Source organism: Pedobacter sp. GQ55 (genome assembly GCF_059758925.1).
This window is the reverse complement of sequence record NZ_JCAXEI010000001.1, coordinates 1,009,738-1,032,900: the sequence shown is the minus strand read 5'-3', so window position 1 is coordinate 1,032,900 and position 23,163 is coordinate 1,009,738. Positions and strand designations below refer to the sequence as shown.

17 protein-coding genes and 1 tRNA gene are annotated in these 23,163 nt (G+C 38.3%); 1 reads left to right on the top strand and 17 read right to left on the bottom strand.

All coding sequences use genetic code 11. The features are described 5' to 3' along the window. Nucleotides 1-7: 7 nt before the first annotated feature. From AC6CH7_RS04375 to AC6CH7_RS04320, 12 genes are all read right to left on the bottom strand, one after another. Complete coding sequence (locus AC6CH7_RS04375; protein WP_498261517.1) at nucleotides 8-3,517, bottom strand: SusC/RagA family TonB-linked outer membrane protein; 3,510 nt, start codon at nucleotides 3,515-3,517, stop codon at nucleotides 8-10. 103 nt (nucleotides 3,518-3,620) lie between these two features. Then, complete coding sequence (locus tag AC6CH7_RS04370; RefSeq protein WP_498261516.1) at nucleotides 3,621-4,688, bottom strand: FecR family protein; 1,068 nt, start codon at nucleotides 4,686-4,688, stop codon at nucleotides 3,621-3,623. Nucleotides 4,689-4,784: 96 nt separating this feature from the next. Further along, the gene (locus tag AC6CH7_RS04365; protein WP_498261515.1) at nucleotides 4,785-5,351 is read right to left on the bottom strand and encodes an RNA polymerase sigma factor; all 567 of its coding nucleotides are present in this window, start codon (nucleotides 5,349-5,351) and stop codon (nucleotides 4,785-4,787) included. A gap of 96 nt (nucleotides 5,352-5,447) precedes the next feature. Further along, nucleotides 5,448-7,202: an ATP-binding protein gene (locus AC6CH7_RS04360; RefSeq protein WP_498261514.1), complete on the bottom strand. Its 1,755-nt coding sequence runs from the start codon at nucleotides 7,200-7,202 to the stop codon at nucleotides 5,448-5,450. A gap of 29 nt (nucleotides 7,203-7,231) precedes the next feature. Further along, nucleotides 7,232-8,362 carry a sensor protein KdpD gene (locus tag AC6CH7_RS04355; protein WP_498261513.1) on the bottom strand — a complete coding sequence of 377 codons (1,131 nt, stop codon included), beginning with the start codon at nucleotides 8,360-8,362 and terminating at the stop codon, nucleotides 7,232-7,234. A gap of 27 nt (nucleotides 8,363-8,389) precedes the next feature. Further along, nucleotides 8,390-9,460 (bottom strand): porin, encoded by a 1,071-nt coding sequence (locus AC6CH7_RS04350; RefSeq protein WP_498261512.1) that lies wholly within the window; start codon nucleotides 9,458-9,460, stop codon nucleotides 8,390-8,392. A gap of 131 nt (nucleotides 9,461-9,591) precedes the next feature. After that, nucleotides 9,592-10,158 (bottom strand): K(+)-transporting ATPase subunit C, encoded by a 567-nt coding sequence (locus tag AC6CH7_RS04345; protein ID WP_498261511.1) that lies wholly within the window; start codon nucleotides 10,156-10,158, stop codon nucleotides 9,592-9,594. A 10-nt stretch (nucleotides 10,159-10,168) separates the two neighbouring features. After that, the gene (gene kdpB, locus AC6CH7_RS04340) at nucleotides 10,169-12,199 is read right to left on the bottom strand and encodes a potassium-transporting ATPase subunit KdpB (RefSeq protein ID WP_498261510.1); all 2,031 of its coding nucleotides are present in this window, start codon (nucleotides 12,197-12,199) and stop codon (nucleotides 10,169-10,171) included. Nucleotides 12,200-12,201: 2 nt separating this feature from the next. Beyond that, the gene (gene kdpA, locus AC6CH7_RS04335) at nucleotides 12,202-13,920 is read right to left on the bottom strand and encodes a potassium-transporting ATPase subunit KdpA (protein ID WP_498261509.1); all 1,719 of its coding nucleotides are present in this window, start codon (nucleotides 13,918-13,920) and stop codon (nucleotides 12,202-12,204) included. A 9-nt stretch (nucleotides 13,921-13,929) separates the two neighbouring features. After that, nucleotides 13,930-14,007: a K(+)-transporting ATPase subunit F gene (gene kdpF, locus AC6CH7_RS04330; protein WP_099441084.1), complete on the bottom strand. Its 78-nt coding sequence runs from the start codon at nucleotides 14,005-14,007 to the stop codon at nucleotides 13,930-13,932. A gap of 261 nt (nucleotides 14,008-14,268) precedes the next feature. After that, nucleotides 14,269-15,618, bottom strand: coding sequence for a sigma-54-dependent transcriptional regulator (locus AC6CH7_RS04325; protein ID WP_498261508.1), 1,350 nt, complete (start codon nucleotides 15,616-15,618; stop codon nucleotides 14,269-14,271). A 20-nt stretch (nucleotides 15,619-15,638) separates the two neighbouring features. Beyond that, the gene (locus AC6CH7_RS04320; RefSeq protein ID WP_498261507.1) at nucleotides 15,639-16,598 is read right to left on the bottom strand and encodes a GNAT family N-acetyltransferase; all 960 of its coding nucleotides are present in this window, start codon (nucleotides 16,596-16,598) and stop codon (nucleotides 15,639-15,641) included. A 252-nt stretch (nucleotides 16,599-16,850) separates the two neighbouring features. On the opposite strand from AC6CH7_RS04320, the gene AC6CH7_RS04315 reads away from it, so the two are divergent. After that, a tRNA-Cys gene (locus tag AC6CH7_RS04315) sits at nucleotides 16,851-16,924 on the top strand. A gap of 246 nt (nucleotides 16,925-17,170) precedes the next feature. On the opposite strand, the gene gloA2 is transcribed toward AC6CH7_RS04315, so the two are convergent. Genes gloA2 through AC6CH7_RS04290 form a run of 5 tightly spaced genes read right to left on the bottom strand, consistent with a single transcriptional unit; the run spans nucleotide 17,171 to nucleotide 23,101 of the window. Further along, nucleotides 17,171-17,554 carry an SMU1112c/YaeR family gloxylase I-like metalloprotein gene (gloA2, locus tag AC6CH7_RS04310; protein WP_498261506.1) on the bottom strand — a complete coding sequence of 128 codons (384 nt, stop codon included), beginning with the start codon at nucleotides 17,552-17,554 and terminating at the stop codon, nucleotides 17,171-17,173. Between the two features lie 14 nt (nucleotides 17,555-17,568). Continuing rightward, nucleotides 17,569-18,591 (bottom strand): WD40/YVTN/BNR-like repeat-containing protein, encoded by a 1,023-nt coding sequence (locus AC6CH7_RS04305; protein WP_498261505.1) that lies wholly within the window; start codon nucleotides 18,589-18,591, stop codon nucleotides 17,569-17,571. After that, the gene (locus AC6CH7_RS04300; protein WP_498261561.1) at nucleotides 18,591-19,022 is read right to left on the bottom strand and encodes a DUF2147 domain-containing protein; all 432 of its coding nucleotides are present in this window, start codon (nucleotides 19,020-19,022) and stop codon (nucleotides 18,591-18,593) included. Before AC6CH7_RS04300 ends, AC6CH7_RS04305 begins: the two co-directional genes overlap by 1 nt. Before the next feature lie 57 nt (nucleotides 19,023-19,079). After that, nucleotides 19,080-20,513 (bottom strand): AcvB/VirJ family lysyl-phosphatidylglycerol hydrolase, encoded by a 1,434-nt coding sequence (locus AC6CH7_RS04295; protein ID WP_498261504.1) that lies wholly within the window; start codon nucleotides 20,511-20,513, stop codon nucleotides 19,080-19,082. After that, on the bottom strand, nucleotides 20,513-23,101 hold the full coding sequence (locus AC6CH7_RS04290) for a phosphatidylglycerol lysyltransferase domain-containing protein (protein ID WP_498261503.1): 2,589 nt from the start codon (nucleotides 23,099-23,101) through the stop codon (nucleotides 20,513-20,515). The genes AC6CH7_RS04295 and AC6CH7_RS04290 overlap by 1 nt, the downstream gene beginning before the upstream one ends. Between the last annotated feature and the right edge of the window lie 62 nt (nucleotides 23,102-23,163).

Sequence of the window (23,163 nt, the reverse complement as noted above, 5' to 3'; positions counted from 1 at the left end):
TTTGAACTTAAAAAGTGGCTTTAATTCCTGTATTGATAACCCTTGCCTGTGGATAATATTGAGCACTAGAGTTTGTTGATTCAGGATCCCAAATTTTAATTTTATCCAGAGTTACAAGATTTAGCCCATTTACATATACCCTAAGCGCTGTTAATCCGATTCGTTTTACCAATTCCGGAGCAAACGTATAGCCCAGCTCAACATTTTTCAACCTTATATAATTGTTGCTACGCATCCAATAGGTATTACGTGCTGCATTATTAAAATCGGTATAATAGGTTTTACCACGGTTAGATAACCTAGGAAATTCACTACTCGGATTTTCGATGCTCCAACGGTTTTTGTATGACCATTCAAGGAAGTTACCAATATCACCAGATTCAGTTAATCCTACAATCTGTAAACCTCCTGAAGCCCCCTGAACTAAGGCAGAAAGATCGAATCCTTTATAAGCCAGATTCAAGTTAAAGCCCCCGGTAAAGGTAGGTGTGTTGGTTTTATCCATTCTGATTTGATCATCACCATTGATTTTACCGTCACCATTTATGTCCTGGAACTTCATGTCACCCGGCAGCAAATTGCCAGTAAATGCACTATAGTCGATTTCATTTGCGTCAATTTCTGCCTGATCTTTAAAAACCCCAGCATATTGATACACAAGTTCGGTTCCAGTTGGCATTCCAGTTGAACGCTGCCACGCTGGCGCGCCAGGTGTTTCATCCCAGAATATAATCTTGTTTTTAGAATATCCTCCGTTAACACTTACACCGTAGTTAAGTTCGCCTACATTGTCGTTATAGCTCAACTTAAATTCGAAACCTTTATTGTTTACTTTTCCAAGATTCACAGGAGGTAGTTTATCAGTAATACCTGAACTACCAGGGATAGAGTTACCTCTTGCAATAAGAATTTTTGTACGCTTGTTATAAAACGCATCAAATTCAAAGCTTAGTTTATTATCTAAGAATGAAGCGTCCAGACCTACATTGGAGTTGTTTGCTACTTCCCAACCGAAATCTAAATTAGGAACTCGGTTTTCAACTAAAGTTTGGCTTAACTGATCATTGATCACATAACTTCCAAAGCCCATGGTGCTCAGGTATTGATATTCGGCCAGTGCATCACCGAAGTATGCCTCTGCCCCCATCTGACCCCATGAAGCTCTGATTTTCAAATTATTAACAAATCTCACGTTATCTTTAAAGAAAGGCTCTTCAGATACTCTCCAACCCAATGAAAAGCCAGGGAAGAAACCAAAACGTTTGTCTTCCGGAAAGATGTAAGAACCATCGGCTCTCCATAAGAATTCGGCAAGATATTTTTCCTTGTAATTGTAACCCACCCTACCAAAATAACTCAAACGAGCTCTTTTATATAAATTATTTGGGTCACCTGGATTACTGATCGACTGTTCTTTATCGCTACCTGCTAACAGTTCCTGCAAAGCAGTAGAAATAAAGTACCTTCTAAAGGCAGAAAAGCCATCATTGTCAACCTTTTCTCTGGTTACGCCAGCCATTAAACCAATAGTATGATCGCCTATTTTTTTATCATAATTGATCATTCCCATTAAGTTTGTTGCCAATTGCGCTCCAGCGGTTTCAGTTAAACTAGGATCTGTACGTTCAGAACGTACGGAACCAGTAAGCACAGGCGTTACACCATCTGCTTCAAAAGATTTTTTGTCCCAATAATAAAGCGTCCAAGGCGTTTGCCATCTTTTTTGTCTGCCTGCAAATTTATCAATAGAAGCAGTTCCTGTTACTTTTAAACCATCAACCCATGGAATTCTGATTTCTACTTTACCGGTGGTTTGTAAGTAATCTCTGCGATCTCTGTTATAACCTGTAAGGTCTGTAGTTGTCACATATGGGTTATATCCATACTCAATATCAGGCCCTGGTAAACCATTTGGCCAAACCTCTATTTCTGTCGGTTTTCCGCGCATCAACATCCTGAAAACATCCGATGCATTTACAGTAGGGAAATTACGAACTTCCTCTCTACCGGTTACACCTAATGTTGCAGTTACATATTTGTTAATGTTCGCTTCGAGGTTAATCCTCAGATCGTACTGCTGATATCCGGTTGCGGATTTTTTATAATAGCCATCCTGATCCAGATATCCTAGTGAGATAAGGTATTTGATGTTTTCTGCTCCCCCATTAATTTGTAAGTTGTGTTTTTGTTGTGGAGACCAGTTTTTAAGTGTGGTATTAAACCAATCGGTATTAGGGTATCTCAATGGATCTGAACCATCACGTAGCTTCTGCATCTCATCAGGACGATAAGCCGCACTAATGGTATTTCCATTATCAGTGCGCGTATAAGAACCGGTTTCTTTGAATCCTTTCCAGGCCGCACTCCATTGATCCTGAGGCAAGTCGGCGCCGAATATGTTTAATTCATTCAATATTTCAGCATATTGGGATGAATTTGACATTTTAGGTGTTCTGGTTGGCTGTTGCAAGCCATAGCCATAATCATAAGATAATTGTGGTTTTCCAGATTTACCTTGTTTAGTGGTTATAAGGATTACACCATTTGCCGCCCTCGAACCATAAATTGCTGCAGAAGCATCTTTTAGTACCGATACGCTTTCTACATCATTTGGATTTAGGCGTTCTAAACCGCCTGCCCTGTTAGGCACTCCATCGATAACGATTAGGGCATTGTTATTTCCTAAGGAATTAACCCCACGGATGCGGATGGTTGATCCGTCATAACCCGGCTCACCACTTGCCTGAACGGCAGTTACACCCGGCAAACGACCGGCCAATGAGTTAGAAAGGTTTACCGTTGGTGTTTTTGCAAGCTCTGCTCCTTTAACTGAAGTTACAGCTCCGGAAACGACAGCTTTTTTCTGTGTTCCATAACCAACAACCACAATTTCAGATAGTGCCTGTGCACTTTCTACCAGCTTTACATTGATCGTTCCCTGTTTATTAACCGGAATTTCCTGAGTCTGATACCCCATATAAGAGAATACCAACGTACCATTGTCAGGCACCCTGATGCTGTACTTACCTGTTGCATCAGTAGTTGAGCCCGCTGTGCCTTCTTTTAATTTAACACTTACTCCGGGGATGCCGGCTCCATTGGCATCTGTAACCAGACCTTTCACCAAAATATCCGCCGCTGAAGCATTTCTTAGTCTTATCACTACCAGATTATCTTCCAATTCCTGGAACTCCAGATTAGTGTTTTTCAAAAGTAGCATCAGGGCATCAGAAACAAATATCTGACTCTTTACCAGTGTAACATCTTTACTACCCGAAAGGTCATCCTCGCTATATAAAAAGCGTATATTTCCTTTCTTCTCAAGCACATTCAGTGCTTCCTTTAATTTGACTCTGTGCAGCTCTAAATCAACTTTTGTACCTTGGGAGAAGGTTGAGGCTGATACCTGCAAACATAAGACAAACGATGAAACAAAGATCCAGTTTAGCATCATTATTAGTTTTTTGTTGAGAAAGTTGGCACATAGAACTTTATTGCACAGTTCTTTTTTTTTCATAGATTTGTGAATTTCAAAGTTAAAAATCTGTAATAGTAGCATTTAGCTACTCATGAAGGTTTAGGGGGAGAGAAATGTTAGCCGCATTTAACTCCCTTTTTTGTTAGTAAATGATCACGTCATGTTCTTTAAGTTTAAAGTTAAATGGTTTGATTAATTGCATTGCTTTCAGGGTCTCTTCGATTGTTTCATTTTTAAATACACCTGTAAAGCGATAAGATTTTGCTTGCTCGGTTTCAAAGTTGATTTGCACATTGAACCAACGTTCCAGTTTTGATTTCAGATCTTCTAATGATTCATTCTGAAACACAAGCTGACTATCACGCCATGAAGTTTCTTCGATATATTCGTTATTGCCTATTCGCACAGGCACCACATGTTGTATCGTTAGGGTTATGTCCTTTGGCACATCCGGCGAGGCATTAGACTTAACGTGAATAATTTTTTTATTTTCTACCAATGCAAATTTTTCTGACGGACTTAAAAGGATTTTTTGTTCCGATCTGTCGTTTACTGAAAGTTCAATAGAACCGCGAATCAACGTTGCCTCCGCTTTTTTATCAATGGGATAAGCCTTTATGTTAAATGCAGTTCCTAGAACTTTTATGCAAATTTTATCAGTACGTACAATAAAGGGATGAGATTTATGATGAGCTACATCAAAAAAAGCCTCACCTATCAGATAAACAATACGTTTCTTCTTTTGATTAATATTGCTCTCGTACGAAAGCTTACTATCAGAATTAAGCCAAACTATTGTACCATCGGGCAGTTTAATTTTTTTTCGGATACCTTTTCCCGCAACAATCTGAGTATCGGGAGAAAATTTATCAGCCCTATTGTAGTAAAGAAGAGCGGCAGAAACAATAACAAGTAATATTGCAGCAATGCCAATAAGATTTTTATATTTTTTGAAGCCAGTTATTTTTCGTGTTTCCTCCTTATGCCCAAACTCATCACGAAATTTAAGCCTGTGTAACAGATACGCCTGATCTACATCGGGCAAATCGGTTTGTCCTTCTGAGCTCAACCAGAGTTGTTCTAAAAATTCTTCGTAATAAACGGAATCTGGATACCCTTTTATGAGGTCATTCAGCTCTTCCAGTTCGCTTTTTGTGGCTTCACCGGCTAATTTACGAGCTAACAGTTCTATAATTCTGTTTTTATACATACAGATAATCAGGGTAAGTTTATATTGGTTTGTATGTATAGGACAAACCTTTTTAGAAAACTCCCTAGTCTTTCGTAAAAAAAAATAAAAGTTTTTTTACATAAGGTTAAATTCGGCTTTTAAAACAGTGCTCATTTTTTTAATTGCTGTTACCAGATGAGCATCTACTGTTTTAGGAGAGATATTTAAAATAGATGCCGTTTCTTTATAACTTAACCCGTCTTCTTTTATCAACTTAAATACCAACTTGCACTGAGAAGGAAGTTTTTCGGTTGCAACCTCGAGCTTTTTTTTCAATTCATCATTAATCAATATTTGCTCCGGATTCAGGTTGTCAAGAATAATTTCGAATTCAATATCATCAAGAGAGACCCATTCTTGCTTTGAATGTTTGTTAAGCACATTTAGGGATAAATTACGGGCAATTACAAAGGCATAAACTTTTATATTCCTTACCTCCGATAGTTTTTCTCTGTTCCGCCAAAGGGTAATCATAACATCACTAGCCACTTCTTCTGCAAGTTCTCTTGACTTTAATAAACAAAAACAAAAACGATATAAAGAAGGAAACAAAGATTTGAAAAGCTTCTCGTATGCGTTCTCATTATTATACAAAGCAATATGACTTATCAGACTATTTAGGTCGGGTAAATGTTTAGGCATAGGGTCTATATTTGATTAATCCAAATGTATGAATTAAACCATACCATCCAAATCCTAAAGCAATTCACTTGAAATTTACCTGGATATAAGTATCTGTTAGTCAACAATGGGTAACGAGAAACAAAACCTGCTTCCCTCTCCAATGGCACTTTCAACCCATATTAAACCACTTTCTGCAGTGATAAAGTCTCTAGATATAGCCAGTCCTAAACCAGAGCCAGATTTATTATTTCCATCAGTTGGCACCTGAAAATATCTATCAAACAGTCTCTTTTGGTATTGTTCATCAATGCCTTTTCCAAAATCCCGCACTGAGAATTCAATATTTTTTCCTGTTTCAATAACCTGAATTACTACTTTTGATTTTTCGGAACTGTACCTTAAGGCATTGGATAAAAAGTTGATTAACACCCATGCCGTCTTTTCGATGTCTACACTCACATGTGGGAGGTTATTTCTGCTGATCAACTCCAGTTCTATTGATCTTTGTTCTGCCTGAAATCTAACGGCATCCATAGCATAAATTGCTATTTTTCTTGGATCTGTTTTTACAAAATTCAATTGCAGATTACCGGTCTCTACCTGAGCAAGGTCCAACAACTCACTGGTAATTTTTAACAAACGGCTGCAATCTTCTTTAATGTGCTGTACCAGTTCTTTTTGCTCTGGATTCATGCTTCCTACCCGTTCATCATCCATTAATTTTAAGCTCATTTTTATGGATGATATTGGCGTTTTTAATTCATGAGAAACAGTTGCAATAAAATTGGTTTTAGCCTCATCCAATTCTTTAAATTGGGTAATGTTTTTAAGGATATATACCTCCCCTGCTTCCTTACCTGTTTGCACAGTAGCCTGTTCGCTGTTCTCATCATAGCTTGGCACTATAATTTTTCTACGTTCAAGCTGAAAATACGACTCCTTCTCATCAGCATAGATTTTCATTAATTTATCACCGCCGTCATTTTGCAAAACCCTGTTCAACAGGTCATTTTTTTTTCTCAGATCCAGGGCATTTAGCCCTATAACTTCTTTCTCATTTATGCCTATCAGCTGTGCTGCTACTTTATTCATAAACAGCACATCATTTTTCTCATTTAACCCTATAATAGCATCCTGCATTTGCTCAATAATAGCCTCAATTCTAAGTTTTTCAGACTGAACCTTGGCCAGATTACTACTTTCCCATTTATTAAGTTCAGTTGCCATGGCATTAAAAGAAACCGCCAGTTCAGCAAACTCATCAGAGCCATCAAATTCCAAACGCTGTTTGTAGTTCTTTTTACTTATCTCTTTAATTGCTTCAGAAAATTCGCGTAATGGGTTTGCAACAAAACCCGGAAAATTCACAATAAAAGAGAATAAAATAAGAAAGCACATTGATGCAGCAAAGATCAGATACATGCTCGCCCTTTCTACCGCTGCCTGTGCCGCGGCATTTTTTCTGACTATTGCATTCATGTTCAATTGATCAATAGCACTTAATTCAAGTCTGGCCTTACTTACGGCAGCTTGCCGGTGCTCAATTGTAGCTTCTGGTTTAATAATACCCTGATAAGCCGTGTTTAAATTGGCCACCGCAGCACCTTCACCAGGCTCCGTTATATTTTCACCTTCGAGTACAAGTAAGGCTGCAAATTGGTTGGATACAGTTGCCGGCAGCGGCAAGTCATTTACATCAAGTATCGCCCGCATTTTACGTGTAAAGCTTAATGTTTCATAATTATCTTTTAAAATAACCTTAGAGCTAACTGAAATCTTGTTCATGTAGAACAAAGAAATTGCACCGAAGAAGAGAACCACCACGAATAGGAATCCGAATCCGAGGCGTAATTTGGTTTTTATTTTCATTGGAATACAAATTTATTTTTTCAAGTCTTTCAAGATAGAATTACCAGATCTGTTTCGGTTGCAGAAATATTCCGTAAAAGTTGGTTAAAAATAGCGGTTCTCATAATAATCTGAAATAAATTTAAATGTGGTTTACCGATACAGATTGTTGTAATTTCCTTCTCTCTAGAGATATCAATAATGGTTTTTGTAATGTGATCACTTTTTATTTTTATTACTTCGGCGCCAAGCTCTGTCGCCAATTTAAAATTATTAATCAGATGACGTTGTAAATCAAGTTTAATCCTATCCCCGCTTTCCTTGCTACTCTGTACGTAGAGTACAATCCAGGGCGACCGATAATAAGAGGCTAGTCTGGCAGTTTTGCGGATAACAATTTTGGCCGTATGATTATTTGTAGATATACAAGCCATAAACCGTTCTGGTCTCAACTTAATTTGTGAGGGTATTTCGATGCTTATTTTCCGTTCTAAATGATGGGCCACTTCCTTCAAAGCCAATTCTCTTAGTTGTAAGATTCTTTCAGATTGAAAAAAATTACCCAACGCACTTTGAATTTTACTTTTGTCGTAAATTTTACCAGCTTTCAACCGGTCAATCAATTCATCTGCAGTGAGGTCAATATTTACAATTTCATCAGCCGATTCAAGTATTTTATCAGGGATTCGCTCGTTTATAGGAATACCTGTAATTTTCTCAATCTCGCCATTCATGCTTTCCAGATGCTGAATATTTACAGCAGAGATCACACTTATCCCCGCATCCAAAATATCAGAAACATCCTGCCATCTCTTTGTATTTTTACTCCCTTCAACATTTGTATGTGCAAGCTCATCAACAATAACCACTTCAGGGTGGATATTTATAATGGCCTGCACATCCATTTCTTCAAGTTCCTTGCCACGGTAAAAGATCTTTCTTCGCTGAATTAATGGTAAGCCATACAAAAGCACATGAGTTTCTGCTCTGTTATGCGTTTCTATATAGCCAATCTGTATGTCTATTCCATTTTTTAAAAGTGCATGAGCTTCCTGAAGCATCCTATATGTTTTTCCAACACCCGCACTCATACCTATGTAAACTTTAAATTTCCCTCTTCTGGATTTCTTTACCAAATCGAGAAACTTCCTTACAGAACCCGCTTTATTTTCATCTTCCATAATTCAGCTTAGTTAGATTCCAATCAATTAAAATGATACCGCAATACTTGCAGTTACCGCTGCATTATTATTTACAGGCAATTGTTCACGTACAAATATTTCATCCTTACTTTGATATAATTTACCTTCAAGTCTGATTACTGCATTAGCAATTGGAGCATAATCTACATTAAGGGAATAACCTTTTGTTTTAAAACCATTGGGTGTATCTGTAGATATAAAAATACCGCTTTTATCCTGATAATATTCAAACCTTCCGGCCAATGCCCAGGTGCTATTTATTTTATATTGAGCTATAGCAACAGGCGATAAAACTTCTTTTTTCCCACTATCCCCTTTGGTTTTTTGTTGAGTGCCATAATCCAGGCCAAGTGTTAAACCCAATTGCGCTGTTAACTGGAAAATACCATAAACATTGTTATAAAACCGGGTTACTCTTACTGAATCTACTCCTTCGGCACCCAGATAATTGCTATAATTTACCGTTATTTTATCAGTCGGTTTCCAGGTTAGCTGTACCCCTCCTGCAGGCTGACTATTTCCTTCTTGCCTGGTAATGCGTTGCCAGCCATTCAAATACAAAAGTGCAGCAGTAAACTTCCCATCATTTGTTCCGTAAGTAATTTTAGCGCCCGACTCATAGTAAGGGGTATTTTCTGAAGATATGTTTCTTGTTAACACCCAACAGTCTTTCGAAATTGCACTCTCAAATCCAATGTGCGATGAAAACACTCCTGCATCAAGCCATAAATTAGCCGTTTTGGAGAGTTTCACCCCTGCGTTCGCTTCATAAATGTTCTTTAAAACACCGGGTTCAGCAGCCAGATTTGCATTGGTATAAGTACCTGCCATTACTGCAACATTAGCGCGAATACCGCCATTATCATAACTTCCTTTAATGAAACCGAGGTTCAAATTCACTTCGTTATGGCGATTATGTGAATATATAAATCCAGGTCTGTTGTTATCAGCTGGTTTATTAAAGTCGAACCCATAATAGGTTTCTAAATAACCACTCACCTTAATTTTTGACGTTTCTTGACCGTTAGCAAATAATCCTGTTGATAGGGCTCCGGCTAATAATATTATTCTTTTCATTTGTTTATTTATTGTTTTTTAATTGTTGTTGTTTGTTATGCTATCGTCATCTCTCGATCCTCTAGATGACGATAGCTTTAAACAATCCGTCATTGATAATTTATTTCAGGACGATGATCGGCTGAGCACTTCTATTTTTTTAATTCGTCCAATGCAATATTGAGTTTCAATACATTTACTGACGATGGCCCAAACATGCCCATTAAAGGTCCCTGAGTATTTTTCACTACCAATTCTGCTACTATTCTTTCATCCAGTTTACGGTATCCCGCTATTCTTTTGATCTGGATTATGGCACCCTGCTCTGAGATATTCGGATCGAGCCCGCTACCCGATGCAGTAACCATATCTGCGGGGATATCCGCTCTTTTCAAATAAGGATGATATTTCAATAATGTATCAACCCTATTAGACACGTCCTTTAAATAATCCTGATTTGAAGGCCCCTTATTTGAACCACCAGAACCTGCAGCATTATAACCAACAGCCGATGGTCTGCCCCAGAAATATTCGGGTTTAGTAAAAGATTGGCCCAGTGCAGCATACCCTACCACTTTACCATTTTTGGTTATTTTCTCTCCACCCCCATTGCCTTTTGAAAAACCACCGGCAAACGCTACAATAAGTGGATAGATTACGCAAAGCAGTACCATTAGTACTACAGTAAGGCGTATAGATTGTATAATATATTTTTTCATGATTTCTATTTTAAACAAATAATCCTACTACAACATCAATTAATTTGATGCCGATAAAGGGCGCAATAACACCGCCTATTCCATAAATAAAAAGGTTCCTAAGTAACAGGGCACTCGCACCGATGGGCTTATAGGCAACCCCTCTTAAAGCAAGTGGAATAAGGAAAGGAATAATGATAGCATTGAAAATTACCGCAGATAAAATAGCGCTTTCCGGACTATGTAATCCCATTACATTTAAACTTTGCAATGCAGGAATGGAGGCGACAAATAAAGCCGGCACGATGGCGAAGTACTTGGCAACATCATTGGCGATTGAGAAAGTAGTTAAAGTACCCCTGGTAATTAACAGCTGCTTGCCGATTTCAACAATCTCTATAAGCTTAGTTGGATCGTTATCCAAATCCACCATATTTCCAGCCTCTTTAGCAGCCTGAGTTCCACTGTTCATTGCCACACCAACATCTGCCTGCGCTAATGCAGGTGCATCATTGGTGCCATCGCCCATCATTGCTACCAATTTACCCTGGGCTTGTTCCTCTTTAATGTAATTCATTTTATCCTCAGGCTTAGCCTCGGCAATAAAATCATCTACCCCTGCTTTTTCAGCGATAAACCTAGCTGTAAGCGGATTGTCACCGGTAACCATTACTGTTTTAACCCCCATTTTTCGCAGGCGTTCAAAACGTTCGCTGATACCAGGTTTTATGATATCCTGCAACTCTATTACTCCTAAAGCTTTTTCATTTTCCGAAACAACTAAAGGCGTACCGCCATTATTAGCAATAGTTTTAACCTGTTCTTCAATATCCAAAGGAAATGGATTCCCTGCCGCTAAAACAATATTTCTAATGGAATCAAAAGCGCCTTTACGAATCCTTCTTCCATCTGCAGTATCTATCCCACTTGACCTGGTTTCTGCTGTAAATTTGATAAACTTAGCGTCCTCAGGTGCAACTTTAAGTACTTTATTTTCCTGAGCCGCCGCAAGCTCAATAATTGATTTGCCTTCTGGGGTTTCATCAGCAAGCGAGCTTAACACGCAGGCATCTGTAAAGTTTTTAATTACAATTCCCGCTGTGGGGTAAAAGTTAGTTGCCTTACGATTTCCAATAGTAATGGTTCCAGTTTTGTCAAGCAGTAATACGTCAATATCACCAGCAGTCTCGACAGCTTTACCAGATTTTGTAATCACGTTGGCCCTTAAGGCCCTGTCCATCCCTGCAATACCAATGGCAGACAATAAGCCGCCAATTGTTGTTGGTATTAAACACACAAACAATGAGATTAACGCAGCTATGGTTATCGGTGTGTTTGCATAATCAGCAAAGGGTTTTAAGGTCACACAAACGATAATAAACACCAATGTAAAGCTGGCCAGCAATATCGTCAGGGCAATCTCATTAGGTGTTTTCTGACGGGATGCACCTTCTACCAAAGCGATCATTTTATCTAAAAAGCTCTCGCCTGGCTGAGTGCTTACCTGCACCTTAATTTGGTCAGACAATACTTTGGTACCGCCTGTAACAGATGATTTATCACCACCAGATTCACGAATCACAGGAGCAGATTCTCCGGTAATCGCAGATTCATCTATTGTTGCAATCCCCTCAATGATCTCTCCATCTGTTGGAATGATATCACCCGTTTCGCATACAAAAACATCACCTTTTTTAAGTTGATTAGATGAACGCATTTCAATTTTGCCATTGCTTAATACTTTAGCAGGCGTTTCTTCTCTTGTTTTTCTTAAACTATCGGCCTGTGCTTTTCCTCTGGCTTCTGCAATCGCTTCTGCAAAATTGGCAAAAAGCACTGTGAGTAGTAAGATGAAGAAAATACAGAAATTATATAGAGGAGAGCCCTGATCTGTATGACTCATAGAGTATACTGTAACATAAGCCATAATCAGCGTACCTATTTCGACAGTAAACATAACCGGGTTACGAACCATCACTCTGGGATCAAGCTTGATAAAGGATTGTTTTAATGCTGTTTGTACTAAAGCGGGTTCAAATAATTTATTATTCTGAGTTTTCATTTCTACTTTATTAATGTAAAATATTCTGCAAGAGGACCTAAGGCCAAAGCAGGGAAATAAGAAAGGGCATTTAACACCAGGATCACGGCAAAGGTCATCAGGCTAAATGTTAAGGTGTCGGTTTTTAACGTACCTGCAGATTCTGGTATATATTTCTTAGCACCAAGTAAACCTGCAATTGCAATAGGGCCAATTATTGGCAAGAAGCGACCTAGCAATAAAACAAACCCTGTAGCCACATTCCAGAATACATTATTATCGCCTAAACCCTCAAAGCCAGAACCGTTATTGGCATTTGAGGAAGTCATTTCATATAACATTTCAGAAAAACCATGGAACCCTGGATTGTTCAACCAGTTTTTAGGTTGCACTGCCCATGCTACATCGCCATGATTTGTAAATAGGTAACTAGCTATTGCTGTACCAGCCAAAATGAGGAATGGACTTAAAAGCGTTACCAGCGCAGCTATCTTAATTTCCCGTGCTTCTACCTTATGCCCTAGAAATTCGGGTGTACGGCCAACCATCAACCCGGAAATAAACACTGCTATAATCAGGTAAATAAAATAGTTCAACATACCTACACCACAACCTCCGTAAAAGGAGTTAATCATCATTCCCAACAACTGCCAGGTACCCGTTAATGGCATAGAACTGTCATGCATACTATTTACTGATCCTGTTGAAATAATTGTAGTTACGGTACTCCAGTACGCAGAAGCAGTAGGTCCGAACCTAACTTCTTTACCTTCCATTGCACCTGTGGCCTGAGAGATTCCCATTTTTGCAAGAGCAGGGCTCCCTCCCAATTCAGAATTAATGGATGGAATAAGCAGCATCAGCATACCAATAGTCATTACACCAAATATCATCCAGGCCATTTTTTTGCGGCGGATGAAATAACCGAAGGCAATAACCATAGCAATTGGGATGATCACCTGTGCAATCAGTTCAACCATATTTGTTAAGTAGTTCGGATTTTCCAATGGATGCGTAGAGTTTGCACCAAACCATCCACCCCCATTAGTACCCAAATGCTTGATGGCAATAAAGGCAGCAGCAGGGCCCCTGGAAACATTCACAGTATCTCCTTGGACAGAAACAAACTGATCTTTAGGCTCGTAACTTGAGGGACTACCATTAAAGGCAAGTACAATTGCCATTACGAGAGATAAAGGAAGTAAAAGACGTGTAATTGATTTTACAAAGTACTCCCAGAAGTTACCTAGTTTACTCGCTGTTTTATCTCTGAATGCTTTAAAGAACACAACAGCCGCAGCAATACCAGTAGCGGCACTCACAAACTGAAGAAACATCAACACAAAATGCTGTGTTAGGTATGTCACTCCGCTTTCTCCTGAATAATGCTGCAAATTACAGTTAACCACAAAGCTTATGATGGTATTAAAAGAAAGATCAGGAGACATTCCTGGGTTTCCGTCAGGATTCAACGGTAGTTTATCCTGATACATCAATACAAAAAAACCATAGATAAGCCATACCAGATTAATAGTAAGTAAAGCTTTCATGTGTTGTTTCCAATTCATTTCTTCCTTGGTGTTGATTCCGGAAAGTTTATAAATTCCGTTTTCAACAGGTTTTAAAAAGTCTGTCCAGACTTTTTCGCCGGCAAATACCTTAGCCAGGTATTTGCCTAAAGGAACAGCTATTACCAGTGTAAGCAGGTAAGTAGCAATAATTCCAAGTAATTCAGTGTTCATAGCTTTTAATTAAAATTTTTCAGGTTTGATTAGCACATATATCATATAGATGAATACGGCGATTGCGATTAGAAATAATACGATCATAATTTTTAGATTTTTTCGAACCAGTCGATTGATTTGTAAACCACCCAGCAGAGTATCAGCAGGGCTAGAAAGAGTAGTATTGTTAACATTTTAGTATATTTTAGAAACCAATAGCCAAGCTACGTACCAAAGCAGGAACAAAAAACTACAACTCACTGATTATCAATAAATAAAATATAAAACAACAAAAAGAGAATGGAATGAAAATAAAAAACCCTTCCATTTTGGAAGGGTTTTTTATCATTATGAAAGGCTATAGCTTTAAAGCTGAACAGTTATTTTTAGTTCTTCAATTTTGCGATATAGCGTGGTAAGTCCAATGCCTAACAAGCGGGCAGTTTCGGTTTTGTTACCTCTTGTATATTTTAATACTTTAATAATATGCTGTTTCTCAACAAGCTCCATTTTCATGGGATCTGTCTCCCCTACCTGTTGTTCCAAAACGTGAAACTCATAAGGTAACAGATTAGCAGTAACTGAGTTCCCATCTGCAAGAATAACCACACGCTCAATTACGTTTTTTAGCTCTCGGATATTCCCTTTCCAATTGTGCTTAAGGAGCAGCTCAGCAAAATCATCCCCCATTACAAGTTCCTGCTTGTTTACTTTATTCGCAAACTCTTTTAAATAATGTTTGGCGATTAGTAAAATATCTGATTTTCGTTGAGATAAAGGTGGAAGTTCTATCGAAAATACTGAAAGTCGGTAATAAAGATCTAATCTGAACTTCCCACTTTCTGCTGCCGTTTTTAAGTCTCTGTTGGTGGCAGCAATAATACGAACATTTACTTTACTGGTTTGAGTATCTCCTACCTTTATAAAGGTTTGATTTTCCAATACCCGAAGTAACTTTGCTTGCAGATCCAGATTCATCTCACCAATTTCATCCAGAAATAATGTTCCCTCGTTGGCTTCTTCCAGCAAACCCTTTTTATCTCTTATGGCTCCTGTAAATGCACCTTCTTTATGGCCAAACAATTCACTCTCTAAAAGTTCATGATTAAATCCGCTACAGTTTACGGCAACGAAAGGCTTCATTTTCCTTAAACTTTCATAATGTATTGCTTGTGCAAATACCTCTTTTCCTGTACCTGTTTCACCAAGTAAAAGCACAGTTGTATCTGTACCGGCAACCTTTTCTGATAACGCTATTGCTTCCTTAATCGCCTTAGACTGCCCTAATATGCCATTAAAATCATACTTTCTGGCTACTTTATTTTCCAGTTCACTAATCCTAAACTGGAGTTTGGCTTTATCTAATGCTTTATAAACAAGAGGGATGATTTTATCATTATCATCCCCTTTAGTGATGTAATCAAAAGCGCCGTTGCGCATCGCCATTACACCATCTTGTATTGTCCCAAAAGCAGTCAGGTTGATCACCTCGGTATAAGGCTTTATTTTCTTGATCTCTTTTACCAGCTCAACACCATTAATATCAGGAAGTTTTACATCACTAATTACTACATATACATCCTGAGCAGCCAGAATTTTCAGGCCCTCTTTCCCTGTATTTGCCTGAAAAACCTTAAAGCCTTCCAGTTCAATGATGCGTGCCAGCAGGCTACAGATCTTTTTCTCGTCGTCTATTATTAAAACGGTGTTTTGCATCGCTGATAATTTCAACAATATTAGCAATTATTCAAGACAAGTTGCTGCTCGTAGACGGTATCATCTATAATAGAAACGTTAAAAACATCCTGTCTTACCGTAAATCTACACCTTGTATGGTTTCTAATTGTATTTAGAATCTCCTTTTCCGTATAATTATGATCATAAACAATTTCCACGGTGAAGCGGCACTCTTTTGAGTTGCAATTTTGTCCACCATCCATATTTACATTTGTAACAGTCATTTTAACTGGATCTGGAAGGTTAGATTCAATTGGGAATGTATATTCAGAAAACCATAAAATATCTGTTAAAGCACTGCAAATAACATTAGTTCCTTCTGCGCCGGCTGCGAGGCTTAATTTTGGGCAAGCAATACAATCAAGAGTTATTTCGCACTTCTGGCTGGCTGATGTTAACGCATGGACATTAAAATTTTGTTTATAAGGGTCAAATAGCATAGCAGTACATAAGCAATTGCATCTTTTTTTACCCTCAAGAATATTGTAGTTAATGCAGCTTTCACAACCTTCCCAAAAATGTTCATCATGTGTAATTTGGTCGAATGTTACCGGTTCAAAACCCAATTGAGAATTCATTTTCATAATAGCCGCTCCAGAGGTAATGCTAAATATCCTGGCCTCCGGATATATTCTTCTTGAAATTTTAAATATCCTATCCTTAATTGCCTTTGCTACTCCTGCATTTCTGAATTTGGGGGCAACAATTAAACCGGAGTTAGAAACAAAAGAGTTGTTTTCCCAAACTTCAAAATAAGAGAAACCAACCCATTCACCACCCCCGGTTACTGCAATAACTGCTTTTCCTTCTTTTATCTTTTGCCCAATAGATTCGGGACTGCGCTTTGCGATTCCTGATCCTCTGGCAATTGCCGAAGATTCAGTTTCTTTAACTATTTCATCAACATGTTTTATATCAGCGACAGTAGCGATACGAACAAATATCATTTGATTTTCCATTTTTTTAAAAGATTAATGAACGGCTTTATCAAATGAGGTGCCCATATGGAGTTTAAATGCAAGAAATGCCCTTTTCAGCTAAATAAAGCCTCTTAAAGCCTATCGCTTGCCTTTTACCTGACAAAAAGAGTCTTCCAATATGGTATGGTTTATTCCGTTTTGGGTAGGCAAAATGATAAAAAAATAAAGTTTGAAAAAAAAAATATAAATAAAGTCTACAATTTTACTAGACTTTATTCATATTTGTCCCATAGTCATGTGGCCGAGTGGTTAGGTGAGGGTCTGCAAAACCTTTGACGGCGGTTCGAATCCGCCCTTGACGTCCAGTTCAATTTCTACATTGTCTGAATCATTAGATGTTTGGTTAGATCTAAGTTTTGTTTAAAAAGCAGCCAGGTTGGATGACCTGGCTTTGCTGTTTAACAGCAAAAATGTATTCCAGATCAGAAGAAAATTATTGCACAAAGAAACGGGGATACAGCAATCCGCCGTATCCCCGCTATCTAAATTAACGCTCTCATATACATAGACGACTAAATATTCGATTTATTGTATAGGAGGCAAAAAAAATACTATTTTTCATAAAATTCAATTGGGAGCTGGTCGGGATCAGAAATAAAAGTAAAACGCTTACCGGTAAACTCGTCTACACGAATCGGTTCAGCTTCCACACCTTTACGACTAAGCACGCCTACTACCTTATCCAGATCATCAACTTCAAAAGCAAGATGTCTTAATCCTGCGGCTTCTGGCCTTGATGGACGTTTAACCGGATCGGGGAAAGAGAAAAGTTCTATAATGTAAATTCCATTCAATGCAAGATCTAGCTTGTACGACAGCCTTTCTGCTCTATATACTTCTCTAATTATTGTAAGTCCTAAAACATCAGTATAAAATGCTTTCGAAACTTCATAGTCACTACATATTATTGCAATGTGATGGACTTTATTTATCATATTCTCCTTTCGTTTTATTTCGCTCCAATTGTAAGTTTATAAATCTCTCCCTTGTTTCCCGCTAAAAGAATAAGCTTACCCTTTTTTGCTTTTTGGACCACATTGAAGCTTGAGGAGGAAATATTATGCCAGTTCAGTCCCCCATCTTTAGATACATCAGTACCAGATGTGCCAGTTGCCAGTAATAGCTTTGGATTTACATAAGTAACTCCCGAACGGAAACCGCTTACAGGTTTTAGCGGTTTCTTCCAGCGCTGTCCTCCATCGTTGGTCAACAACACATTATTGGCATTCTCTTTATCTTTCAAATAATTTCCACCTACAACTATTCCTTTGTTCTTATCAAAAAATGCGATAGAGAACGGGCCGGTACTGCTTTCCCCCTGTAAAATAGGGCATTTAAAAACCTTCCAGGTATATCCATAATTGTTTGAAAAGTAAATATTAGATACAGCGCCCCCCGTAGCAATCCACACTTTCCCCTTACCCATTGTTTTTATGGTAGATCCGCTGGCCGCGAAGCTGGCTTCACCGGAAGCCATGTTTACTGTCAGATTAGTTGAAACATCTGTCCACGATGCCCCACCATCCCTTGTTCTCAGCAGCTGCATCTTATTCTTGATGGGATCACCAAACGTCATTCCTGTTTGCTCATCCCAAAAGTCCATGCCATCGAGAAAAATTGCAGAGTCGACATTCTTATAATGCTCAGTCCATGTTTTACCACCATCTTTTGTACGTAAAATAAACGCAGGAGCGCCCGCATTTACAACTATGGCCCTATCAGCATCAAAGGCTTCAATGTCTCTGAAATCGAGCGTTTCATACCCAGCCGGCATTATCCATTGCCAGGTTGCACCTCCATCAATAGTTTTTCCAATGCTGCCATTGCTACCACTTACCCAGGCAACCTGATCAGAAACAATAGACATGCCTCGTAAGCTTGTGTTTGTACCACCTGTTAAAGGCGTTAATTCATAGGTTTGCCCATACCCTAATAAGGGCAAAAAAAGTAGGCACCAGATTAGTTTTTTCATTATTTAACTCTTTTCCAAACTTCTGATCTGCCAATTAAAGAGATACCTACATATCCTCTCATGTTTAGCTGACCGTTATCTTTAAGTGTCATGTTGCAGCTATAGGTCTTACCCGACTTAGGATCGTATATAGTCCCGTCAGTCCATTTACTCCCTGCAAAAACAAAATTTTTAAGTATTTCTAATCCTAGTATGGGTCTTGATTTCAAGCTTGCATCAGGATTTTTTAAATCCGTTTTAACAATTCCTTTGTCGTCTTTAGTTTCTTTGAGCCAAACTATTTTACCAAAGTATTTATCTCCCTTTTGGGTGATTTCTACATGAGCCTCACGGGTTGAATTGATCCATTTTCCAAGGATGGCATCCTTGTTTTGTGTAAAACCAGAGAAAGATATTGCCGTGAAAAGCAACAGCAGCGAAAAATATTTCATCATCATAAGTTAGTGTTTCTTAAAGGTAACAAATCAGCCAAAGAATAAGAAAAAAACTTATTCTACCAGCTCCTTTAAAAGAACAGAAGAAATGGCCGCATAATCATCATTAAAATGATGAGTGCCGGGAATGGAGGTTACTTTGATGCCATTTCTCACAAATTTATCCTTAACATCAGCATCTTCTTCTGCCCCAAAAATACACAGGGGTTTTAATGATTTGATCTTTTTCATTTCAGCAATTACATCATATTTATCATTCGAGCGTCCAATGCTAAGCATGTCTGCAATATGAATTTCAAAATCGGCCGTCACATCGGGAGAAAGTGAAAAAACTGCTTTTAAATCGCCTTTCAAATCTGCCGACAACCTACTTGCCAGAAATGGAACAACCGAAGCACCAAAAGAGTACCCCGCGAGTACAAAGTTTTCCTTTCCAAGCTCCTGTTTGTAATAAGCAATAGCCTTGCTTAAATCTACAGCTACACCCTCTGGAGTCTTAGCATTCCAAAAATATTTTTGTGCATCAAGCCCAATTACCGATAGTCCTTTTGATGCCATTGATTCGGCTAGGGATTGATCAAAACTGGTCCAGCCACCATCGCCAGAGATCATAAAAACGAACGGCAGATTATTCTTTTTACCCGATGGGACCAACGTTAATGGCATTTCACCGGAATAGGCTTTTGGTTGTGTAGTTTTAAAGAAATCATAAGCAGATTTTTGTTCATTAAAGGATGGGGCAGCCAATACTTTTTTATATGCTGCGTTAAAATCAGGAAGCCAGTTATTAGCGATAGAGAATCCGTGCCCTACTTTTGTCAATGTTACAAGTTCAGTCATAGGCATACCCTTTAAAAAAGCAGCAGTAGCATCAAATGGACAAGTCTGATCTTTCACTCCATTTAATACAATAAATGGAGCCGTTAAGCTTTTTGTAGCTTCCAGATAATAAGAAACTCCTGGTTTTAAAACATGCTGTGTGAGACCGGCGCCCTTACACATAGGTTTTTTAATATTAATATCAGGGCAAAAGCCTAAAGCTATAGCGCCCTTAAATGTATTTGCAGGAGCTTGTGCCAATATTCCGTATACCAAAACAGCCCCATATGAGTAGCCGAGAAGTACTGGCTTATGATAGTTGGTTAATTTATACTTCTTTTGGATAAAAAGGCTCAGTTCTTCGAAATCTGCTGCCGGATATAAGCACTGAGCAGACACTTTTGATAAATAATTACCATAACGTTTGCCATCAATACCTAACACCAATGCTCCCTGATTGGCAATATTTTTTGCCATATTAATAACTCCATTCTTCCAGCCGCCATCTCCTGAAACGAATAAGGCAACAGAGGTTGGTGTTCCGGTAGGGTGATATACGGTTATTAAACCAAACTTCTTATACGTTACGGAGTCAATTTCGCCAGCTACGCCCTTTGTTATCCACAAACAGATTAGCATAAAGCATAAGGCAACGCATCTTTTCATCATTAGGGTTTAATTACTTTAGTTAAAACATTGGGAACCTGCAAAAGGTCATAATCCTGATCATATATCAAATACTTATTTTGCCATACCGGCGAGAACTTCTCTTTTGATGCGCGCAGTCCCTTGTAATGAGAAAATGACCTGATCTTTTCGTAAGCAAATCTCATAGATCGCTCGGTAAAATTATGCGGTGTTGTAAGGCCCGACAAAGGGGCAAAACCTAAGTTAACTGCACTATAATTCTGTTCCTTAAGGTGGTTGAATAAGGCTACCATAATAAAATCAATAACACCATTAGGAGCATCGGCAGTTTTTCTGATTAAATCGTAAGTTCCCTCGCCCTTTACATAATCAGGTATTACATTTAAAAAGGCAACAATCTTTTCTTCTGTGTTTTCTACCGTGATTATAGTTTGATTTTTCAATTCATCCCATATAAATATACCTTGCGAAAACACTATTTCTTCGCGTTCTGTTTCTTTAAGCCACTCGTCAGATACAGATTTAAGCTTTTGAAGCAAACCATCTTTTATAGGACCATTATAGATCTTTGTGTGGAATCCCTGATCTGAAACTTTTTTTAATGCATTCCTGATAGACTTTCGGCTTCCCCCCTCTAAAGAAAAAGTGGTCAGATCAACTACGCCCTCCTGCCCCAGAAAAAGCCGCTTTTTACCCAACGAAACAAAATCATCCAGGCTTTCTTCCGACACCCTGTAATAAAGGCTTTTCATCCCGCTTTCCATACAATATCGGTCAAACGATTTGATAAAGTCCTGTCTGTTCTCTGGCAGTGTAACCGGAAGCTCCAAAACCACAGCAAAATTACCAGCTATCCGATAGGCAATAAATCCTTCAAATTCATCTGTGGTGTAAATCAGCTTATCTCTATAAGTTTTGAAATAATCAATTGCTGAATTACCATATTTTTCCAGATCAGCTTTAGCCGCTTCAAATTCCTCTTCTGAAGTATCCATTTTCAAAATATATGGCCTGATCAGTGTATAAATTAAGAAGGCTATAGATAAGAATCCACTGATGTTAATTGAAAAAAGGAAACCTCTGGCAAACGCATCTTGCGGTACCAAATCAGCGCTGCCAACTAGTAAAAAATTTTGTAAAGTATATCCGATGGATTGCAGCCAGCTAAAGTCAATATCAAAATGTTTTTCATCAAGGAAATAGAATCCAATAACACCATAAAGCAGAACAGCCAGGATACTTAATAAAGTTGTTTGAATGCCAATGAACCTTAACCTGGAATTGTGTTTTATGTAATACTCTTTTCTTGACCCCATTAAAATAACCAGCACAATTATCGAAAACCCTGCCTCTTCATAATCTATTGCTTTAGTTAAATGCCCTACCAACGAAAGTATACACAAAGCAACCGCAAAGTACCATGCCATTCGCAATCCTTTAAGCATAAATGCGGCTGTCACCAGCAGAAACAATCCGGCAACAAGTACAAAGTAATTGGATACTCTAATGGCCTCTATTGGGAGAAAATCTTTAAGAAATGCAAGCCTCGAGTGGATTGCAGGAGTAAGTACAGAAACAATATTAATGATACCCAACAGCAACAGTAGCAAGGCAGGTACAATTCTCATTAATAGTTTATTAATTTTAAGGAGGAAGCTTAAGGCACCAAGACCCAGTGGAATCCAAAACTCCATAAAGCGGTACAGTAATGTAATTGAAACTGCCGCCGCATTTGAGTAACCCAATCTAATTAAAATAAAAGCCATAGAGGCTTCTACAGCGCCAAGTCCCCTTAAAAAAGGAGAGATAATTAAAAACACAACCGCAACTACGTAGCTGATAGTAGCAAAAATTAAAGACGGGTTCATGTCTAATGCCACCATCGCAATATAGATGTGAATAATGCCAACAACTTCTATCAGCATACTGTAAACGAATGTTGAAAGAAAATATTTACGTTTAATTTTATTGTTTCTAAACTCCGCAGCAAATACTTCAACGGTAGGAAGATATTTAACAATGAGCTTATAAACTACTCCTTTTTTTATAACCGACCTGTACAACAAATAAATACCAGTAATTAACAACAGGGCTGCTAACAAGCCAAACCACTCGCCCTGACCTAAAGTTCCCTCTAAAACGCCATAAACAAATACAGGTATAGCAACTACCAGTACTGACAAAATGCCCACAAAGCCATATATAGATGAAGCAAAATTAATTTGCGACCTGCTTAAACCTTTCCTTTCTATTGGCGTACTAAAAAAGGCTAACGATGAGACCCCTCCTGCCGGCAAAAAGACACTTACAAAGTTCCGTTTTAAAAAAAGGATGGTGCCATCTGCTACTGAGATCTTGCTCGATACCGCTGCAAATGACGATCGGTACATCATTCCATGAATAAATACATAAACTACGCTCAACAACATACCCGCAGTTAACCACCACCATTTTGCCGTTATAAGCAGTTGCTTTACGTGATGTATTTCGCCGCGCTCCTGCTTAATAAACCAAATAGCAAGACCAATAAAAAAAAGAGTAAAAATATAGCTGGAAATGATCTTTCCGTTCTCGCGAATAAAGGGCACAAAAAATTTGAAGCGCTTCATTAATTGGAATAATTATAGTAGCAAAGAAAGTTTTTTTACTTTATAAACTTACATAAAAAGAA